Source organism: Gluconobacter oxydans (assembly GCF_006539685.1).
GTDB classification, from domain to species: domain Bacteria; phylum Pseudomonadota; class Alphaproteobacteria; order Acetobacterales; family Acetobacteraceae; genus Gluconobacter; species Gluconobacter oxydans.
This window is the reverse complement of the sequence record NZ_BJNM01000034.1, coordinates 1-15,991: the sequence shown is the minus strand read 5'-3', so window position 1 is coordinate 15,991 and position 15,991 is coordinate 1. Positions and strand designations below refer to the sequence as shown.

Genomic DNA, 15,991 nt, shown 5'->3' with positions numbered 1-15,991 from the left:
AAACACCTAAGAAATGACAAACTACTGGAAGGGTGGCGCAACCGGAAACTGGTTCGCTGCAGCAAACTGGAACGATAGCAACGTCCCGCAGGACAAGGCCTGGATCGACGTCCTGGCAGGAAATCCTGATGGCAGCGCTGTTACCATCGCTTTTGCGACAGCAAGTGCGACAACGCTGCAGAAAGTCACTGTTGCCGCCAACGCGACGCTTGATGTCACGGCGACCTCTTCCGATACCAGCGCCACAGTCTTCAACGTCAACAGCCTCACGGTCGCTGAAGGCGGTACGCTGGACATCAATACGTCCAATGCGGTGAGTCTGGGCAGCAGTCCGACGGTAAACGGCACCCTGCAGATCAGCGGCAATCCGGCTGTCTCGATCAACAGCAACAGCATCGGCGGCACAGGCACCCTGATCCTCGACGGAACGACGATCGGCAGCGCGAACGCCCAGTTCCAGATGGGATCGTCGCTCACCACGGTTCTTCAGAACGGTGCGACGCTTTACGTCAACAATGCGAGCGCCGGCGGCAAGATCGTCTTTGGGCGTGACGCAGTGGATGGCACGTCCAGCCAGCTCGTCTTTCCCGATTACAACCAGAAGATCACCACGCCGATCACGGGTTACGACGCGGCTTCCGTCATCACCATCGGCAGCGGCAATACGGCTCCGATAAGCGCCAAGTTCACGGACAATGGCAACGGAACCTACACGCTGACGGTTGCCTTTGATCAGTACGGTAACGGCATCACGCTGACGGATGTCTCCTTCGGTCCGAATTCCGGCCCGGGCACCCCGACGATCGTGCACAATGCCGATGGAACCTGGAGCGTCGTTGGCGGCGCAACCGGCTATAACGGGCAGATCTGCTACCTGGCCGGAACCATGATCCTGACGCCGGAAGGCGAACGCGCCATCGAGACCCTCGAGGCTGGCGATAAGGTCATGGTCTATGCCAATGGCACGACCAGCACGCAGACGATCCTGCGCGTCGGGCACGCCCATGCGACGACCGGAACGACGGGACATGCCGATGTGGACGCCGTTCCCGTGCGCGTGCGCGCCGGAGCCCTGGCCGACGGTATCCCCAGCCGCGATCTGCTGGTTACGCCCGAGCATTGCATGATGCTCGAAGGCAGCTTCGTTCCGGTCCGGATGCTGGTCAACGGCATGAGCATTGCCTACGACCACTCCATCACGGACTACGACTACTACCATATCGAAACCGAACAGCATTCGGTTCTGGTGGCGAATGGTGCGCTGTCGGAAAGCTTCCTGGATGCAGACCACCGTCCGGACACCCTCATGCAGGGCAGCCAGGTGACCCGTCTGCGCCCCCTGAACTGGGAAAAGGACGCCGCCCTGCCGCTGGTCACGGATCGTGAGCATGTCGAGCCCCTGTTCGCCGCGATTGCGCTGCGCGCCGAGGCGCTGGGTTACACCGCTCCGCAGCCGGGCCCGTCGGCAGATGTCACGAGCGAGACCCATCTCGTCCTGGCAGACGGCACGGCCCTGTACCCGATCCGCGCCAACGGTGAGCAGTTTGTCTTCATGCTTCCCGAAGGCTGCCAGAGCGTCCGCATCATCAGTCAGGCCGCCCGCCCGGGTGACCGGATCGGACTCTTCGTTGACGATCGCCGCATACTCGGCGTTCTCGTGGGCGAAGTCACGATCTGGAGCGGCGAGCGCACGCACCGTATCTCCACCCATCTTTCGGATCCCTATGCCGATGGATGGTGGGGCATCGAAACCAGCCATGCGCGCTGGACCGGTGGCAATGCCCGTCTGGACCTTGGCCAGACGCTGAAGATGTCCGGTGGCATCCTCAGCCTGCAGATCCTCTCCCACGGCGCCCAGACCGAGGCACAAGCCGCAGCCTGATCCGCGTCTTCGGATGACCTGAAACAAAAAAGGCAGGCCCTGAAAAGGGTCTGCCTTTTTTCATGACACTTCCGGAAATGAACGGAGGGACGTTCGCCTGCGAACGCCCCCCGTTCCGTTTCAGGCTGCGGCGGACTTGGACGTCTTGAGCTGACGCTCCTGCCACAGCGTTGCCAGAGCCTCGACCAGTTCGTCGATCATCTCGTTCGTATGCAGCGGCGTCGGCGTGATGCGCAGACGCTCGGTGCCACGCGGGACGGTCGGGAAGTTGATCGGCTGGATGTAGTTGCCAAAGCGGTTCAGCAGTTCGTCTGACAAGCTGCGGCACAGTTCGGCCTCACCCACCATGACCGGCACGATATGGCTCGGGTTCATGACATGCGGAATGCCGGCCTTGTCCAGCGCCTGACGCAGATAAGCGACCGCACGCTGCTGGCCTTCACGCTCCGCACTGCTGCTGCGCAGGTAACGCACACTGGCGAGAGCGCCAGCCGCAATCATCGGCGGAAGAGCCGTGGAGAAGATGAACCCGGACCCGAAGGAACGGACGAAGTCGCAAAGCGCGGCGGATGCAGCGATATAGCCGCCCACAACGCCATAGCCTTTGCCCAGCGTTCCCTCGATGACCGTCAGGCGATGGGACAGACCAAGCTTCTCCGCCACGCCTGCGCCGTGATCACCATACATGCCGACGGCATGAACCTCATCAAGGTAGGTCATGGCGCCGTATTTGTCGGCCAGATCACAGAAGGCTTCGATCGGGGCGATATCGCCATCCATCGAATAGACCGACTCGAAAGCGATGATCTTCGGAACATCCGCCGGAAGTTCCTTCAGACGCCGTTCCAGATCCTCAACGTCATTGTGACGGAAGATCTGCTTCTCGGCGCGGGAGTGACGGATGCCCTCGATCATGGATGCATGATTGAGCTCGTCGGAGAGCACAACGCAGTTGCGCAGACGTCCCGCGATGGTCCCGAGCGTCACCCAGTTCGACAGGTAACCGGAGTTGAAAAGCAGGGCGCTTTCCTTGCCGTGCAGGGAGGCGAGCTCTTTTTCCAGCTCCACATGATAGTGGTTGGTGCCCGAAATATTGCGGGTTCCGCCGGCTCCGGCGCCCGTTTCGTCCAGCGCCTTGTGCATGGCCGTCAGGACTTCGGGGTGCTGCCCCATCCCGAGATAGTCGTTGGAGCACCAGACCGTGACATCACGGCCCAGGCCATGATGGAATGCCTTGGGGAAATTTCCGGCCCGGCGCTCCAGATCCGCAAAGTAACGGTAGCTGCCATCCGCATGCAGACCGTCAAGGGCGGACTGAAACATCGCATCATAGTTCATCGCGTTTTCTCCTGCCCGGCACTGTAATCCTGTGACACGATCTCGCCAAGCACTCTCTCCAGATAAGCCAGCAGAACCCGCAGTCTTGCCGACATCTGCGTCCGTGTGGCTCCGCAGCCCGTGACGATGAACCAGACGGACAGTTCGGCTCCTGTCCAGCCGGGTAGTACTTCCACAATCCGGCCGCTTTCCAGATCCGGCCGCAGCATGAAATCGGGCAGAAGCGCGATCCCCAGTCCGGCCCGGATGGCCGGCAGGAGCATGTCTCCGCTATTGGCACTCACCCGCCCCTTCAGCCGGACAGAGGCCTGACGACCATCGGTGTGTCTGAGGCGCAGGAAATCCGGAACGGCCGCATTGGTGTAAAGAAGCCCCGGCTGCCCTGTCAGATCCTCGGGATTTTCCACCTCACCCAGCCGCGCACGAAACTGCTCCGAACAGACAAACCGCGTCACGGACCGGCACAGCAGGAAGGCCTGTCCTGACACCGCCGGGCGCAGCAGGCCGGACGTGATCCGGACTGCCGCTTCAAACCTGCCGCCGAGCAGATCCACGACCCCGTCATCCAGATCCATCTCCAGCGTGATGTCCGGATACTGTTCCAGAAATCCGGGCAATGCCGGGCCGAGCACCTCGCGGCCAAACGTCATGGGCGCTGCCAGCCGGATCATGCCGCGTGGCGTCGCTGTTCCTTCACGAAGTTCGGTTTCCAGCCCCTCTCCTTCCGACAGGATGCGGCGCGCCCGATCCAGACATTCCGCGCCCTCGGCCGTCAGGGAAAGATGGCGCGCACTGCGCTGGAACAGCGTCGCTCCCAGACGATGTTCCAGCCGCCCCATGATCTTGGACACCGTGGGGGCCGAGAGCCCCAGGGAGCGCGCGGCAGCAGCAAAGGATCCGCTTTCCGCAACCCGCGCGAAAACGGCCCAGCCTTCGAAGTCGGGCAGACCGGTCATGCCGTTTTCGGAAACTTCACATTTCCATCCTTTCCGTTTTCTTCACCATGTCCATACCCCATTATCTACGACAGGACATCAATTCAGGAGCATGATCCCATGCTGGACATCAGACCTTTCAAGACCCTCGGTCATGCCAACCATGGCTGGCTCGACGCCCACTATCATTTTTCCTTCTCGGACTATCACGACCGTAACCGCATGCACTGGGGACGCCTGCGCGTCTGGAACGACGACCGCATCTCGCCCCATAACGGTTTTGGCGCGCATCCCCATCGCGACATGGAAATCATCACCTATGTCCGCACGGGCGCCATCACGCATGAGGACAGCCTCGGCAATCGCGGACGCACCGAAGCAGGCGATGTGCAGGTCATGTCAGCGGGAAGCGGCATCATCCATTCCGAATTCAACCGGGATGACGAAGCCACGACACTGTTCCAGATCTGGCTGATCCCGGATGAAACGGGCGGTACGCCGTCCTGGGGCACACGTCCTTTTCCCCGGCATGAGCGCAACGGGCGGTTCGTTCCCCTCGCATCCGGCTTTCCGGAAGACAAGGCACTGCCGATCCGCACCCGCGGCCGGGTTCTCGGAGCGACGCTGAAAGCTGGAGAAACGCTGACCTACGAGACGGATCGCAGCATGCTTTCCTATTTCGTCCCCGCCACCGGCAGCGTGGAAATCGATGGCCGGACCGTCGGACACCGGGATGGCGCAGCAATTCATGACGTGGAGCGCTTCACGATCACTGCGCTGGAAGATGCGGAAATCGTTCTCGTGGAAAGTGCCGCGCTCCGCTGAAGCGGGCCAGACGGCGGATTGTGACAACACCCGGAAATTCTATGACAGATCACACAGAAAGGTGTTGTCCGGGCCGCGCAGCCTTCAGTCCTGAAGGGCGTTGTGATCGCAGGGCCACCAGCCCGGCAAAGGCCCGTTTTCTCCTGAGATGAAGGAGCCTGACAATGACCGTTCAGAACACATTCACAACCAAGTCTCCGGTATCCGGCAAAGGCCAGACCGAAGCCCAGGCCGCAACATCCGTGTTCACCCGTTTCGGTGACTGGCTGAGTGGCGCAAGCACGGATCGTTCCGGTTTGACGGAAGTCACCATCACGATGATGAAGGAGGACTGCCAGTTCGCCACCACCATCAGCGAAATCCGGCTTCCTCCCTCAACGCCCCTGTCCCCCGAACAGGTCGAGGACCTCATGGGAGAAAAGCGGCTGAACTATATCTGTGACCAGACCGGCCAGTCGCCTGAAGCCGTTGAGACGGCACTCACCGAAGTGCTGCCGATGCTGGCCACCATGCTTCGGGAAAATCCGGAACGCCTCTTCAGTTACCAGTGCAGGATCAACTGAACGATCCTCTCCCGTTCTGACAGGCGGTCCTGTTCCTTTCCGGCCAATACGGCGGAAGGTCTCCTCAGAGACCTTCCGCAGTTCTTGCCATGCGACGACGGCGCGGACGTCCCGCGGTTTCCTCGAACCGCTCGCTGATTTGTGCCGTCGTTTCCGGTGCAGCCAGCACTGTTCCGGATGCTTCGACACATCCGACTTTCTGTACGAAAGCCAGAAGATCCGGAAGATCCACGCCGATACTGCGGACCTTCAGACCCAGTGCCTTCACGGTCTCCAGAGCGGCGCGGTAAAAGACCGTGGCGGATTCATCCAGCAGCGGAGCATCGCCGGACTGACGCCAGGTCATGCCGGAAGGTGCGAGCATGGACGCATCGAACTGGACCCCGTCCAGCAATCCTCCCATCGCGCGTTCCCGCAGAAGACTCAGACTGGAAGGCGCGCTGCCAAAGCCACCCAGAAAAATCTGGCATCCCTGATCGCGCAGCGCTGACAGCGTGTAACAGGTTTCCTTGTCGTCCTGCGCCAGACCGCTTTCCTGAAACACAAGATCAAGCCGGCTGACCGGAAAACCGCTGTCCTGAAGAACGGTATTCAGGCGGTTGTTGAAATCTCCATCCGGTGCCTGATCGTCTTCCAGCGAGACCATCAGCCGCATGCCTTCTGGCCATGTCGCAGCCTGTGCACAGGCATTCCCCAGCAGATCCGAGTCAAATTCCCGCTGCTGCTGGCCCAGACTCTTGCGCCGGCTCTTGCGCAGGGTCCGGCGCGGAACCGAAAGCCAGAGCTGGCTCATGTCCACCTGCGCCCCGATCACCTTGTCTGCTCCACTGCGTCCCACCACGAAACGCGGCAGCCATCGCAGAGGGGGCAGCGCACTTTTCTGGCGTGCTCTCCGGCTCCTTAACGTCGTTGCAAACATCCCTGCGCTGGACGCAGTCATTGGTAAGGCGTGGCCGGTCTTGCCTTTCGGCAGGTCGGACAGTCCCTCTGCCATGACTGTCCGGCCGGCATGCAGGTCCTGAGGGGCTGCCGGCACCGAAGTCGCTCCCTGTCCTAGATCATCCAATGCGGACACCTCCGTTCTTCATGTCGGGGACAATGCCGCTCAAGAGCCTAATTTTTCCTTAATGGGATGGGTTTTTATGGCGCGATCCTGACACACCTCGAGCGCTCATACCCGCCCGGCCTATCCATTCCCTGGCGGCCTGAACTCTTCGTTCGATCAATCCGGACAAAGCTGTTACGGTTTCCCGCCCGGACGTTCTTCCGGGCCTGTGACACCCCTTCGGCACGGCTTCTCTCCGATGCCGGAACAGGACCCATTCTGCATGACGGATGCCACCACCCGTTCCGCCGTAACATCTTCTTCCCAAGGCTCCCTGAGTGCCCTCCTGCCCTACTGGCAGGTCACTTTTGCGTCTTTTCTGGGCTGGTTTCTGGATGCTTTCGACCAGACGACGCTCATGTTCACGCTGCCGGACATTGCCCATGATTTCGGGTGCACGATCGCCGATCTGGGGGCCGTTCTGATGGGGCAGTCCATCGGCCGGGCTGTCGGGAATACCGGCTGGGGCTGGCTGGCCGACCGCTATGGGCGCAAGCCGGCCTTCATGCTCGGCGTGATCTGGTTTGCGGTCTTTTCCGCCCTGACAGGCCTCTCCCATCACTTTTATGTGCTCATGGCCGTGCAGTTCATGTTCGGAATCGGCTTTGGCGGCGAATGGACTGCTTCGGCCGCGCTTCTGATGGAAAGCGTTCCCGCCTGGACCCGCCCCATGGCGTCCGCCCTCATGATGTCCGGCTATGAAGTCGGCTATTTCGTCGCGGCCGGCGTGCAGGCTCTGGTCCTGCCGCATTACGGCTGGCGCGTTCTGTTCTTCATCGGTCTGGCCCCCGCCGCGCTGGCGCTGTTCATCCGGATCGGCGTGCCAGAGAGTCCGGTGTGGCTTCGCAACCGCGAAGCACGCCTGGCACAGGGACGAAAGGAGCACGCGCCGCCCCAGCTACGTCCGAAATTCCGTCTGACGGGCGCAGCCTTTCAGGCCATCGCGTTCATGAGCTTTCTCGAATTCCAGAAAGCCGCGATCTACACCTATTATCCGACGATCCTGCGCGGCAGCCATCACCTGACCCAGCAGGCCGTCTTCTGGCCGGTCACGCTTTACTGCATCGGATCATTCAGTGGAAAGGTCTTCTGCGGCTGGCTGGCCGAGCGGTTCGGCGAGCTTCGCGTCATGCTCAGTGCGCTGGTCGTGGTGATGCTGGCGATCTGGCCGTTCCTGAGCGCACCGGGCTGGACCATGCTGCTGGCTGCCGCCTTCGTCATGGGCGCGGCAGCTTCGGGCATCTTCGCGCTTGTCCCGCATTATCTGGCGCAGCGCTTTCCGTCCGACACACGCAGTTTCGGCATGGGACTGGGCTATGCGCTCGGCTCCATCGGCCAGGGCATGGCACAAAAATTCGTGCCCATGTTCGGCCCGACAGCCCTTACCCTGCCGCTGTCAGCGGAGATCTTCGTACTGGGCACCAGCCTCGTAACCGGCGCCATCGCCCTCATCCGCCCGAAAGAACTTCCGGGCGAACACATGGAAGGCGACGAAACGGCCTCTTAAAGAGAGGCCGCCAGCCACTCCGCCGCCCGGATGCCATCAATCCCGGCGGAGAGGATGCCACCGGCATATCCTGCCCCCTCACCGGCCGGAAACAGACCGCGCAGTGTCGGGCTCTGGCCTTCACGGTCACGACGCAGGCGGATGGGAGAGGACGTCCGCGTTTCCACGCCGGTCATGACTGCATCTTCCATCGAAAATCCGCGCAGCTTGCGCTCGAACTGCGGCAAGGCCTCGCGGATGGCATCCGTCACGAAAGCCGGCAGACACTGCGTCAGATCCGTCGGCGTCACACCCGGTTGGTATGACGGCACAACAGCCCCAAGGGATATGGACGGACGACCTGCCAGAAAATCCCCGACCCTCTGGGCCGGCGCGTTGTAGTTGCTGCCGCCCGCGACGAACGCCGCTTTTTCCCATTTCCGCTGAAACGCCACGCCGCCCAGAACATCGTCCGGAAAATCCAGCTCCGGCTTCACCTCGACGACGATGCCGCTATTGGCATTACGCTCGGCCCGCGAATACTGGCTCATGCCGTTGGTGACGACCTGCCCTTCCTCGGACGTCGCCGCCACGACCTGTCCGCCGGGGCACATGCAGAACGAATAGACCGCACGGCCATTCGACGCATGATGGACGAGCTTGTAATCCGCCGCCCCCAGCATTTCATGCCCGGCGCTGGCCCCGAAACGGGCCACGTCGATCACTGACTGCGGATGCTCGATCCGGACACCGATAGAAAACGGCTTGGCGTCCATCTCCACCTGAGCGTCACGCAGCATCTCGAACGTATCGCGCGCCGAATGTCCGACAGCCAGAATGACCCGTTCCGCCGGCTGCGTTTCGCCATTGGACAGACGCAGGCCGCGCAGACGACGCTCCGTGCCCTCGCCTTCCATGTCGAACCCTTCGACGCGGGTCTCGAAGCGGTATTCGCCGCCCAGACGCTCGATCTCGGCGCGGATGAACATGACCATCGTGACCAGACGGAACGTGCCGATATGCGGCTTGGAAATGGTCAGGATTTCTTCCGGAGCCCCTGCACGCACGAATTCTTCCAGAACATGCCGCCCCAGATGCCGCGGATCCGAAACGCCGGAATAGAGCTTGCCATCCGAGAACGTCCCGGCCCCACCTTCGCCGAACTGCACGTTGCTTTCAGGCGTCAGGACGGATTTGCGCCACAGGGCGAATGTATCGACCGTCCGCGCCTTCACATCCTTGCCGCGCTCGATGATGATGGGTTTCAGACCGGCCTGCGCCAGTGTGAGCGCCGCCATGATCCCGCAAGGCCCCGCGCCGATCACGACGGGTCGCGGCATGCCTTCAGGCAGCGTTGCTTCCGGCGGATGATAGGTCGTGTCCGGCGTCGGCCGCACATGCTGATCGCCCTCATGCGCGGCCAGCACGGCAGCTTCGTCGGCAACGTCGCAGTCTACGTTATAGACCAACACGATATGGCCGCGCTTGCGGGCATCGTATCCACGACGCGCCACATGCAGGGACTTGAGGTCCTCGGACGCAATGTTCAGACGCGCGAGGACAGCCTCACGCAGCGCCTCCTCCGGATGATCCAGCGGCAGGCGCAGTTCGGTAATGCGGATCATCAGTGGTGCCCATTCCCTGCCGTTTTCGAGACAGCCGGCGCAGGATCAGCATGATGCGTGTCAGGCGAGCCTTCCATGATCCGGTCCATGATGGCCATCAGCACGCCAGAGACCACGAAAGCCAGATGAATGCCTACGCTCCATTCCAGAGCGCGCGTCGAGGTCTCATCCACGCGGATGAAATCCGCCAGCACATGGATTGCGGACATGGCCACGATCGAGGCCATAAGCTTGATCTTGATGTCCCCGAACGTGACATGCCCGATCCAGCTCGGATAATCCTCGTGCGTGCGGATATCGAGGCGGGAGACGAAGTTTTCGTAACCCGAAAACATGACGATCAGCAGCAGATTGGCCAGCAGAACGAGATCGATCAGGTCCAACACACCGACGAACACGTCGTCGAAATCCAGCCCTGAGGCTTTCAGCACCAGCCCGATCAGCTGCTGGAAGAACTTGAAGGCCACCAGAAGCAGCCCGACCGTCAGGCCGAAATAGAGCGGTGCTGCAATCCAGCGTGTCGCGAAAAACGCGCGCTCCATGAGGCCTTCCGCACGGCCGAAACTGCCGGTGCGTTGTCTGGGCTGCTGATCGGGAGAAGGAGAGGAAGTCGTCATGCTCCCTCTCTACGATTTCAGGCCGCGTTTCGCCACAATGTTGTGAGCGATCCGGCGCAAATCCCTTACGGCGTGATCTGCGTGCCCAGAACCTTGAGGAACTGCCCGATCCAGGCGGGATGCGCGGGCCAGGCCGGTCCCGTCACGAACTGGCCGTCCGTCACCGCGCCATCCATCGGGACGGACTGGTATTCGGCACCGGCGAGGAGCACTTCCGCCCGGCAGGCCGGATAGGCCGAGATCTTCTTCCCCTTGATGACACCTGCCGCCGCCAGAAGCTGCGGACCATGACAGACAGCCGCGACCGGCTTGCCGCTCTCGACGAAGGCGCGGACCAGATCCAGCACGCTTTCATCGGTGCTGAGCTGTTCCGGCGCGCGACCACCCGGAATGACCAGCGCGTCATAGGCGTCGGCCGTCACGCCCGCATAGGTCGCATTCAGCGTGAAGTTATGGCCACGCTTTTCGGTGTAGGTCTGGTGCCCCTCAAAATCATGAATGGCCGTTACGACCTGCTCCCCGGCTTTCTTGCCCGGCGAGACGACATCAACCTTGTGCCCGACCAGAAGCAGCATCTGGAACGGCACCATGATTTCGTAATCCTCGACGAAATCACCTGCGATCATGAGAATACGCTTTTCAGCCATCGTCTCTTTCTCCTTCTTCATATGCGCATCCTGACGCATCAGGAGCGCTGCCGTTCATATCAGTGCCGTTCATATCAGTCACGACACCATGCCACGCACGGTTCGGCAATAGATATGGGACGGCCGCCTCACATGCAGTAAGGTCGGCTTTTACTTCTCACAGCACTGGCCTCCATGACCCCGGATCCCCATCACGACTGCGCCTGCGATCACGATCATCATGGCACCACCCTTCCGCATGAGCATCACGCGCATGACCATGCGGACCACGATCATGATGACCATCACCATGATCACGACCATTGCGACGGGCACAGTCACGGTTTCGGATTCGGCCACCAGCACGTCCATGCTCCCGCCAGTTTCGGCATGGCGTTTGCAGTCGGCATCACCCTGAACACGGCCTATGTCGCGGGGGAGGTCCTGTGGGGCGTCTGGGCGCATTCGCTGTCCCTTCTGGCCGATGCGGGCCACAACCTATCCGACGTGCTCGGTCTCGCCGGGGCCTGGCTGGCGCAGGTTCTCGCCACACGCCCGTCCAGCGCGCGTTTCACCTACGGCCTGCGACGCTCGACGATCCTCTCGGCGCTTGCGAACGCCACGATCCTGCTGCTCGTCACCGGTGGCATCGTCTGGGAATCCGTCCTGCGCCTCTTCTCGCACCAGAACGTCCAGGGTGAAGTCATCAGTTGGGTCGCGCTGGTCGGGATTGCCGTCAATGCCGTGACAGCCCTGCTCTTCATGAAGGGCGCGTCGAGCGATCTCAACGTGCGCGGCGCGTTCCTGCACATGGCGGCCGATGCGGTCATGGCCTTCTCGGTCGTCATTGCCGGGCTGCTGATCGCGTTCACGGGCTATACGATCATTGATCCGATCATGAGCCTGATCGTGTCGGTTTCCATCGTGATCGGGACATGGTCGCTGCTGCGGAGTTCGCTGAACCTGGCGCTTGATGCCGTCCCGGCTGGGATCGATCCTGACGCCGTGCAGGCCGCCCTCCTGTCGCTTGATGGCGTCTCCGGACTGCATCACCTGCACATCTGGGCCATGAGCACGACCGAGACCGCCCTGACCGTCCATCTCGTCTGCGATCCTACAAAACCTGTCAGCACGGATCTCGTCATCGCCCGCGCCGCAGAGCTTGTCCGGACGCGTTTTGACATTGCCCATCCCACTTTCCAGCTTGAAACCCAGCCCTCAGTCTGCGACACGCACCAGCCCTGCTGCTGAAGACCTGTCATGACATCCACCCGCATCAAGGTCGCCCGCGCCTCCATCGTGCTGAGTGTGGTGGTGCTGGCCATCAAATACGCGGCCTATGTGGTCTCGGGCTCCGAAGCGCTGCTTTCGGACGCGATCGAGACCATCCTGAATGTCGTCGCAGCCGTCGGCACGCTCTGGGCCATGTCCGTCGCGGCCCTGCCCGCCGACGACAACCACCCCTACGGGCACGGCAAGGCGGAATATCTTTCCGCCGTTATCGAAGGCGTGCTGGTTGTCCTCACGGCCATCGGCATTCTGGTGATCGCCATTCATGACTGGCGCCACCCCGAGCCGGTCAACGCGCCATTCTCCGGTGTGGCGCTCAATGCGCTGGCCGGTCTGGTCAATCTCGCTTGGGGCCGCACCCTCATCACCGTCGGTCGCAAACAGTCCTCACAGGCCCTTCAGGCTGCGGGCGAGCATGTCGTGTCGGATGTCTGGGCGACGATCGCGCTGGTGATCGGTGTCTCACTGATTCCGCTGCTCAAATGGGACCGTCTTGATGCCGTGCTGTCCGCACTGGTGGCGCTGAACGTGATGCGCGCGGGCTTCTCCATGATGAAGCACTCCCTGTCCGGCTTGATGGACGAAGCGCCCTCGCCCGAGCAGATGGACGCGGTCAAGGCCGTGATTTCCGAGAGCGCTACGGGTGCGCTCGAAGCCCATGATCTGCGCATCCGCAAGGTCGGCGCCCTGTCTTTCGTGGAGTTCCATCTCGTGGTTCCGAGCACGCTCACGGTCCACGACGCCCACGAGATCTGCGACCAGATCGAGGCCGCCATCCGTTCCGAGCTCGGCCGCGCCTCCATCCACATCCATGTCGAGCCCGAAGACAAGGCCAAGCATTCCGGCGCGCTTGTCCTGACCTGACCCACCGCGACTACGGAGAATCCGCATCAGACTGTGCGGTTTATGACACAGTTCTCGACGGATTAAGCCCCCTGCACCCCATCGGGCAAGAACTCTTGACCCCTTTCCCGCGTTAATGGCACGTGCAGAACATCAGCGCACGGGCCTGAACCGGGCGTCTCTTCCACACCCCGCCCCTCCCTGCCGGACGTCCGAATATTGGCTGATACACCGCCTCCTTCACCCGTCGCCGCCGTCCCGCCCGAGCCTCCCATCCCGGAGGGTCGCTCCTCGCAGCATGCCATGCGCCGCAAGGACCGCATCCTGCATCTGCGACGCTCGGCGAAGGTTACGACGCACCAGTGGCGCCGCACGGCGGTCTACTGGGTGGGTGCGGTTCTGGTCGGCATCGTGGCGGTCCTGTTCGCCCGGCTGGGTGACTGGGCGGCGGGTGTGCGCCATCAGATCGTAGGCTGGCACCCCACCGCCATGCTGGTTGTCGCTCCTGCAGGCCTCGCCCTCATCACCTGGGCCACACGCACCATCTTCAAGGGCGCGCAGGGCTCCGGCATCCCGCAGACGATCGCGACACTGCACATCGAAAACGTTGCCGTCGTGGACCGCGTGCTGTCCCTCAAGACGTCCCTCGGCAAGATCCTGCTGACGTCTTTCGGGCTGATCTGCGGCGCCTCCATCGGCCGTGAAGGCCCCAGCGTTCAGGTCGGCGCGTCCATCATGCACGCCTTCTCCCGCCTGCTGGGACAATCAAACATCACCGCGCGGCGCAGCATGATCCTGGCCGGTGGTGCGGCCGGCATGGCCGCCGCCTTCAACACGCCGCTCGCAGGCATCATGTTCGCCATCGAAGAACTGTCCCATTCCTTCGAGCAGAAGGCCTCGGGGCGTACCCTGACTGTCGTGGTCCTGTCCGGTGTCACCGCCATCGCGCTGATCGGCAATTATACCTATTTCGGCCATGCGGATGTGGACGTGCCGGTCGGCACGGCATGGATCGCGGTACTGACCTGCGGCATTCTCGGTGGCCTCGCAGGAGGCAGCTTCTCGGCCATTCTCATCAAGGCCTCACGCGGCATTCCCGGACGGGTAGGGCAGTTCGCCGCCAAGCGCCCGATCGCCTTTGCCGCAGCCTGCGGCTTCGTGCTGGCCCTGATCGGCCTTGTCTCCAAGGGCGCGACTTATGGCACGGGCTATGATCAGGCGCGCGCCATTTTCAACGGGACCGAGCACTACCCGGCTTCGTTCTTCATCCTCAAATATCTAGCGATGATCGTCTCGTACTGCTCCGGCATTCCGGGCGGCATGTTCGCGCCCTCACTCGCCATCGGGGCGGGGATCGGCGGCTGGGTGGAGCAGTTTCTGCCCCACACCACCCCCGGCGCGGTCGTACTTCTCGGCACTGTGGCGTATTTCTGCGGCATGTCGCAGTCACCGTTGACAGCGACGATCATCGTCATGGAAATGTGCGACAACCAGCAGGTCACGCTGGCGCTTCTGGCCACGTCCTTCCTGGCCTTCGGCGTCTCGAAGATGATCTGCCCGCATTCACTGTATAGCAGTCTGGCCGACCGCTTCATGGAAGCCAATGACCGTGGTGCTCACCACAATCACCCGCCACCAGCGGACAGGAAACCCGTGCCCTGATCTCTCAGGGCACTGATTACGAACTTACGGTTCGCTGAGCAGGGAATGGATCGCGGCGTCGTGCTCTACGGCACACGTCCCCGCATCAGGAACCGGGGCCGTTCCCTGCATGGCCAGCAGCTCCTGCCGCGCCGCCGCCAGATCGTCCTGAAGCTCCGGCCGCGCCAGCAGCACGTCCATCAGCGAAGACGCATTCAGGTATCCCGCCTGGACATCCGACTTCCAGTGCGCTCCGCAGACGATCCGGCTTTCCCCGAACACACGCCCGCGCTGGAGAATGGCCGAAGCATGTTCCGGCATCAGATGCGCCAGGAGCAGCGCCATCCCGTATCCCGCCGTCGTATGACCCGACGGATAGGACGCGTTCAGCCCCAGCCCTTCGGGAGACGTGCAGATCGGCAGGTTCGTACCCACGAACGGCCGCGTACGGTGCCAGTATTTCTTCACGTCCGAAGTCCGGTGCCCGACGGCATGGCGGATGCGCTCCAGAACACGGGCCAGATGCGGCGCCCTGGCCAGATCGATCTCGAAACCCGCCGCACAGGAGAAATCCCGGACCACATGCGCCGGATCCAGATCCGCATCGCTCTGCGCCAGTTTCCAGCGCGGCGTGTCCTTCAGCGCGCGCGTGACATGAAACACCCGGTCGTCATCACTCTGCGCGGCACTTCCGGGCGCCGGCGGCGGAGCCAGAACGAGACGCTCGTCCGGAGCCGCACTGTCCGGCAGGATGCCGCCTTGGGCGGTAGCGGACGTATGCGCCGCAGGTGCGCAGGCGGAAAGGACAGTCGCACACAGAAGCAGTGCAGCGGACAGACGAAAGGCAGGACGCATAAGCCGGAAAATCCCGTCAGGAAAACGGAATGAGGAACCAGTCCGTATCCTTAACGTTCACGGCTGCGGGCGCGAAGGCTTTTACGTGTGAAACTCTTATGAGACTGTCTTGGGACAAACATTCCAAAGCTCCCACAGGATCTTCATGACACCTGCTTCACCCCGTGTTTCCATCCGCTACTGCACGCAGTGCAACTGGCTGCTCCGCTCGGGCTGGATGGCGCAGGAACTGCTTTCCACCTTTGGTCAGGCCCTGGGTGAAGTCGCGCTCATCCCCGATACGGGCGGCCGATTCGAAATCCATGTGAACGAAACACTGATTTGGGAGCGCAAGCGCGATGGCGGCTTTCCCGGCCCCAA

At 62.1% G+C, this 15,991-nt stretch carries 15 protein-coding genes; 8 read left to right on the top strand and 7 right to left on the bottom strand.

All coding sequences use genetic code 11. The annotated features are described in order from the left end of the window. Positions 1 to 13: 13 nt before the first annotated feature. Positions 14 to 1,882 carry a Hint domain-containing protein gene (locus GOX01_RS10960; protein WP_062268694.1) on the top strand — a complete coding sequence of 623 codons (1,869 nt, stop codon included), beginning with the start codon at positions 14 to 16 and terminating at the stop codon, positions 1,880 to 1,882. A 120-nt stretch (positions 1,883 to 2,002) separates the two neighbouring features. Here GOX01_RS10960 and hemA read toward each other — a convergent pair whose 3' ends face one another. Together hemA and GOX01_RS10950 are read right to left on the bottom strand one after the other, a co-directional pair. Further along, positions 2,003 to 3,220 (bottom strand): 5-aminolevulinate synthase, encoded by a 1,218-nt coding sequence (hemA, locus tag GOX01_RS10955; protein WP_011253160.1) that lies wholly within the window; start codon positions 3,218 to 3,220, stop codon positions 2,003 to 2,005. Continuing rightward, a complete protein-coding gene (locus tag GOX01_RS10950) occupies positions 3,217 to 4,176 on the bottom strand; it encodes a LysR family transcriptional regulator (RefSeq protein WP_011253159.1) in 960 nt (319 codons plus the stop codon). Before GOX01_RS10950 ends, hemA begins: the two co-directional genes overlap by 4 nt. A 99-nt stretch (positions 4,177 to 4,275) precedes the next feature. On the opposite strand from GOX01_RS10950, the gene GOX01_RS10945 reads away from it, so the two are divergent. Together GOX01_RS10945 and GOX01_RS10940 are read left to right on the top strand one after the other, a co-directional pair. Further along, complete coding sequence (locus GOX01_RS10945; protein ID WP_011253158.1) at positions 4,276 to 4,980, top strand: pirin family protein; 705 nt, start codon at positions 4,276 to 4,278, stop codon at positions 4,978 to 4,980. A 164-nt stretch (positions 4,981 to 5,144) separates the two neighbouring features. Continuing rightward, on the top strand, positions 5,145 to 5,543 hold the full coding sequence (locus tag GOX01_RS10940) for a YidB family protein (RefSeq protein ID WP_011253157.1): 399 nt from the start codon (positions 5,145 to 5,147) through the stop codon (positions 5,541 to 5,543). Positions 5,544 to 5,607: 64 nt separating this feature from the next. Here the strand turns inward: GOX01_RS10940 and GOX01_RS10935 are convergent, their stop codons facing one another. Beyond that, entirely contained in the window at positions 5,608 to 6,579 is a 972-nt protein-coding gene (locus GOX01_RS10935) for an EAL domain-containing protein (RefSeq protein WP_011253156.1), read from the bottom strand. 292 nt (positions 6,580 to 6,871) lie between these two features. On the opposite strand from GOX01_RS10935, the gene GOX01_RS10930 reads away from it, so the two are divergent. Then, entirely contained in the window at positions 6,872 to 8,155 is a 1,284-nt protein-coding gene (locus GOX01_RS10930) for an MFS transporter (protein ID WP_011253155.1), read from the top strand. Here GOX01_RS10930 and GOX01_RS10925 read toward each other — a convergent pair. From GOX01_RS10925 to GOX01_RS10915, 3 genes are all read right to left on the bottom strand, one after another. Next, entirely contained in the window at positions 8,152 to 9,759 is a 1,608-nt protein-coding gene (locus GOX01_RS10925) for an NAD(P)/FAD-dependent oxidoreductase (RefSeq protein WP_024717189.1), read from the bottom strand. The two genes, GOX01_RS10930 and GOX01_RS10925, sit on opposite strands and share 4 nt — an antisense overlap. Continuing rightward, entirely contained in the window at positions 9,759 to 10,376 is a 618-nt protein-coding gene (locus GOX01_RS10920; protein WP_011253153.1) for a TIGR00645 family protein, read from the bottom strand. The genes GOX01_RS10925 and GOX01_RS10920 overlap by 1 nt, the downstream gene beginning before the upstream one ends. A 65-nt stretch (positions 10,377 to 10,441) precedes the next feature. Beyond that, the gene (locus tag GOX01_RS10915; RefSeq protein WP_011253152.1) at positions 10,442 to 11,044 is read right to left on the bottom strand and encodes a DJ-1/PfpI family protein; all 603 of its coding nucleotides are present in this window, start codon (positions 11,042 to 11,044) and stop codon (positions 10,442 to 10,444) included. Positions 11,045 to 11,197: 153 nt separating this feature from the next. Here GOX01_RS10915 and GOX01_RS10910 point away from each other — a divergent pair, with 153 nt between their 5' ends. The 3 genes from GOX01_RS10910 (at position 11,198) to GOX01_RS10900 (ending at position 14,797) form a co-directional block, all read left to right on the top strand. Beyond that, positions 11,198 to 12,253: a cation diffusion facilitator family transporter gene (locus GOX01_RS10910; protein ID WP_011253151.1), complete on the top strand. Its 1,056-nt coding sequence runs from the start codon at positions 11,198 to 11,200 to the stop codon at positions 12,251 to 12,253. A gap of 9 nt (positions 12,254 to 12,262) precedes the next feature. Continuing rightward, positions 12,263 to 13,156 (top strand): cation diffusion facilitator family transporter, encoded by an 894-nt coding sequence (locus GOX01_RS10905; RefSeq protein ID WP_011253150.1) that lies wholly within the window; start codon positions 12,263 to 12,265, stop codon positions 13,154 to 13,156. A gap of 282 nt (positions 13,157 to 13,438) precedes the next feature. Beyond that, the gene (locus GOX01_RS10900; RefSeq protein ID WP_011253149.1) at positions 13,439 to 14,797 is read left to right on the top strand and encodes a chloride channel protein; all 1,359 of its coding nucleotides are present in this window, start codon (positions 13,439 to 13,441) and stop codon (positions 14,795 to 14,797) included. A gap of 24 nt (positions 14,798 to 14,821) precedes the next feature. Here GOX01_RS10900 and GOX01_RS10895 read toward each other — a convergent pair whose 3' ends face one another. Continuing rightward, a complete protein-coding gene (locus GOX01_RS10895; RefSeq protein WP_011253148.1) occupies positions 14,822 to 15,631 on the bottom strand; it encodes an acid phosphatase in 810 nt (269 codons plus the stop codon). 145 nt (positions 15,632 to 15,776) lie between these two features. Here GOX01_RS10895 and GOX01_RS10890 point away from each other — a divergent pair. Then, the coding region (locus GOX01_RS10890; RefSeq protein ID WP_141259254.1) for a SelT/SelW/SelH family protein at positions 15,777 to 15,991 on the top strand (215 nt) is incomplete at its 3' end.

Bases quoted from the DNA above. Each gene is read 5' to 3' on its own strand.
- GOX01_RS10960 (WP_062268694.1), top strand. From the start codon at position 14: ATGACAAACTACTGGAAGGGTGGCGCAACCGGAAACTGGTTCGCTGCA.
- hemA (WP_011253160.1), bottom strand. From the start codon at position 3,220: ATGAACTATGATGCGATGTTTCAGTCCGCCCTTGACGGTCTGCATGCG.
- GOX01_RS10950 (WP_011253159.1), bottom strand. From the start codon at position 4,176: ATGACCGGTCTGCCCGACTTCGAAGGCTGGGCCGTTTTCGCGCGGGTT.
- GOX01_RS10945 (WP_011253158.1), top strand. From the start codon at position 4,276: ATGCTGGACATCAGACCTTTCAAGACCCTCGGTCATGCCAACCATGGC.
- GOX01_RS10940 (WP_011253157.1), top strand. From the start codon at position 5,145: ATGACCGTTCAGAACACATTCACAACCAAGTCTCCGGTATCCGGCAAA.
- GOX01_RS10930 (WP_011253155.1), top strand. From the start codon at position 6,872: ATGACGGATGCCACCACCCGTTCCGCCGTAACATCTTCTTCCCAAGGC.
- GOX01_RS10925 (WP_024717189.1), bottom strand. From the start codon at position 9,759: ATGATCCGCATTACCGAACTGCGCCTGCCGCTGGATCATCCGGAGGAG.
- GOX01_RS10920 (WP_011253153.1), bottom strand. From the start codon at position 10,376: ATGACGACTTCCTCTCCTTCTCCCGATCAGCAGCCCAGACAACGCACC.
- GOX01_RS10915 (WP_011253152.1), bottom strand. From the start codon at position 11,044: ATGAAGAAGGAGAAAGAGACGATGGCTGAAAAGCGTATTCTCATGATC.
- GOX01_RS10910 (WP_011253151.1), top strand. From the start codon at position 11,198: ATGACCCCGGATCCCCATCACGACTGCGCCTGCGATCACGATCATCAT.
- GOX01_RS10905 (WP_011253150.1), top strand. From the start codon at position 12,263: ATGACATCCACCCGCATCAAGGTCGCCCGCGCCTCCATCGTGCTGAGT.
- GOX01_RS10900 (WP_011253149.1), top strand. From the start codon at position 13,439: ATGCGCCGCAAGGACCGCATCCTGCATCTGCGACGCTCGGCGAAGGTT.
- GOX01_RS10895 (WP_011253148.1), bottom strand. From the start codon at position 15,631: ATGCGTCCTGCCTTTCGTCTGTCCGCTGCACTGCTTCTGTGTGCGACT.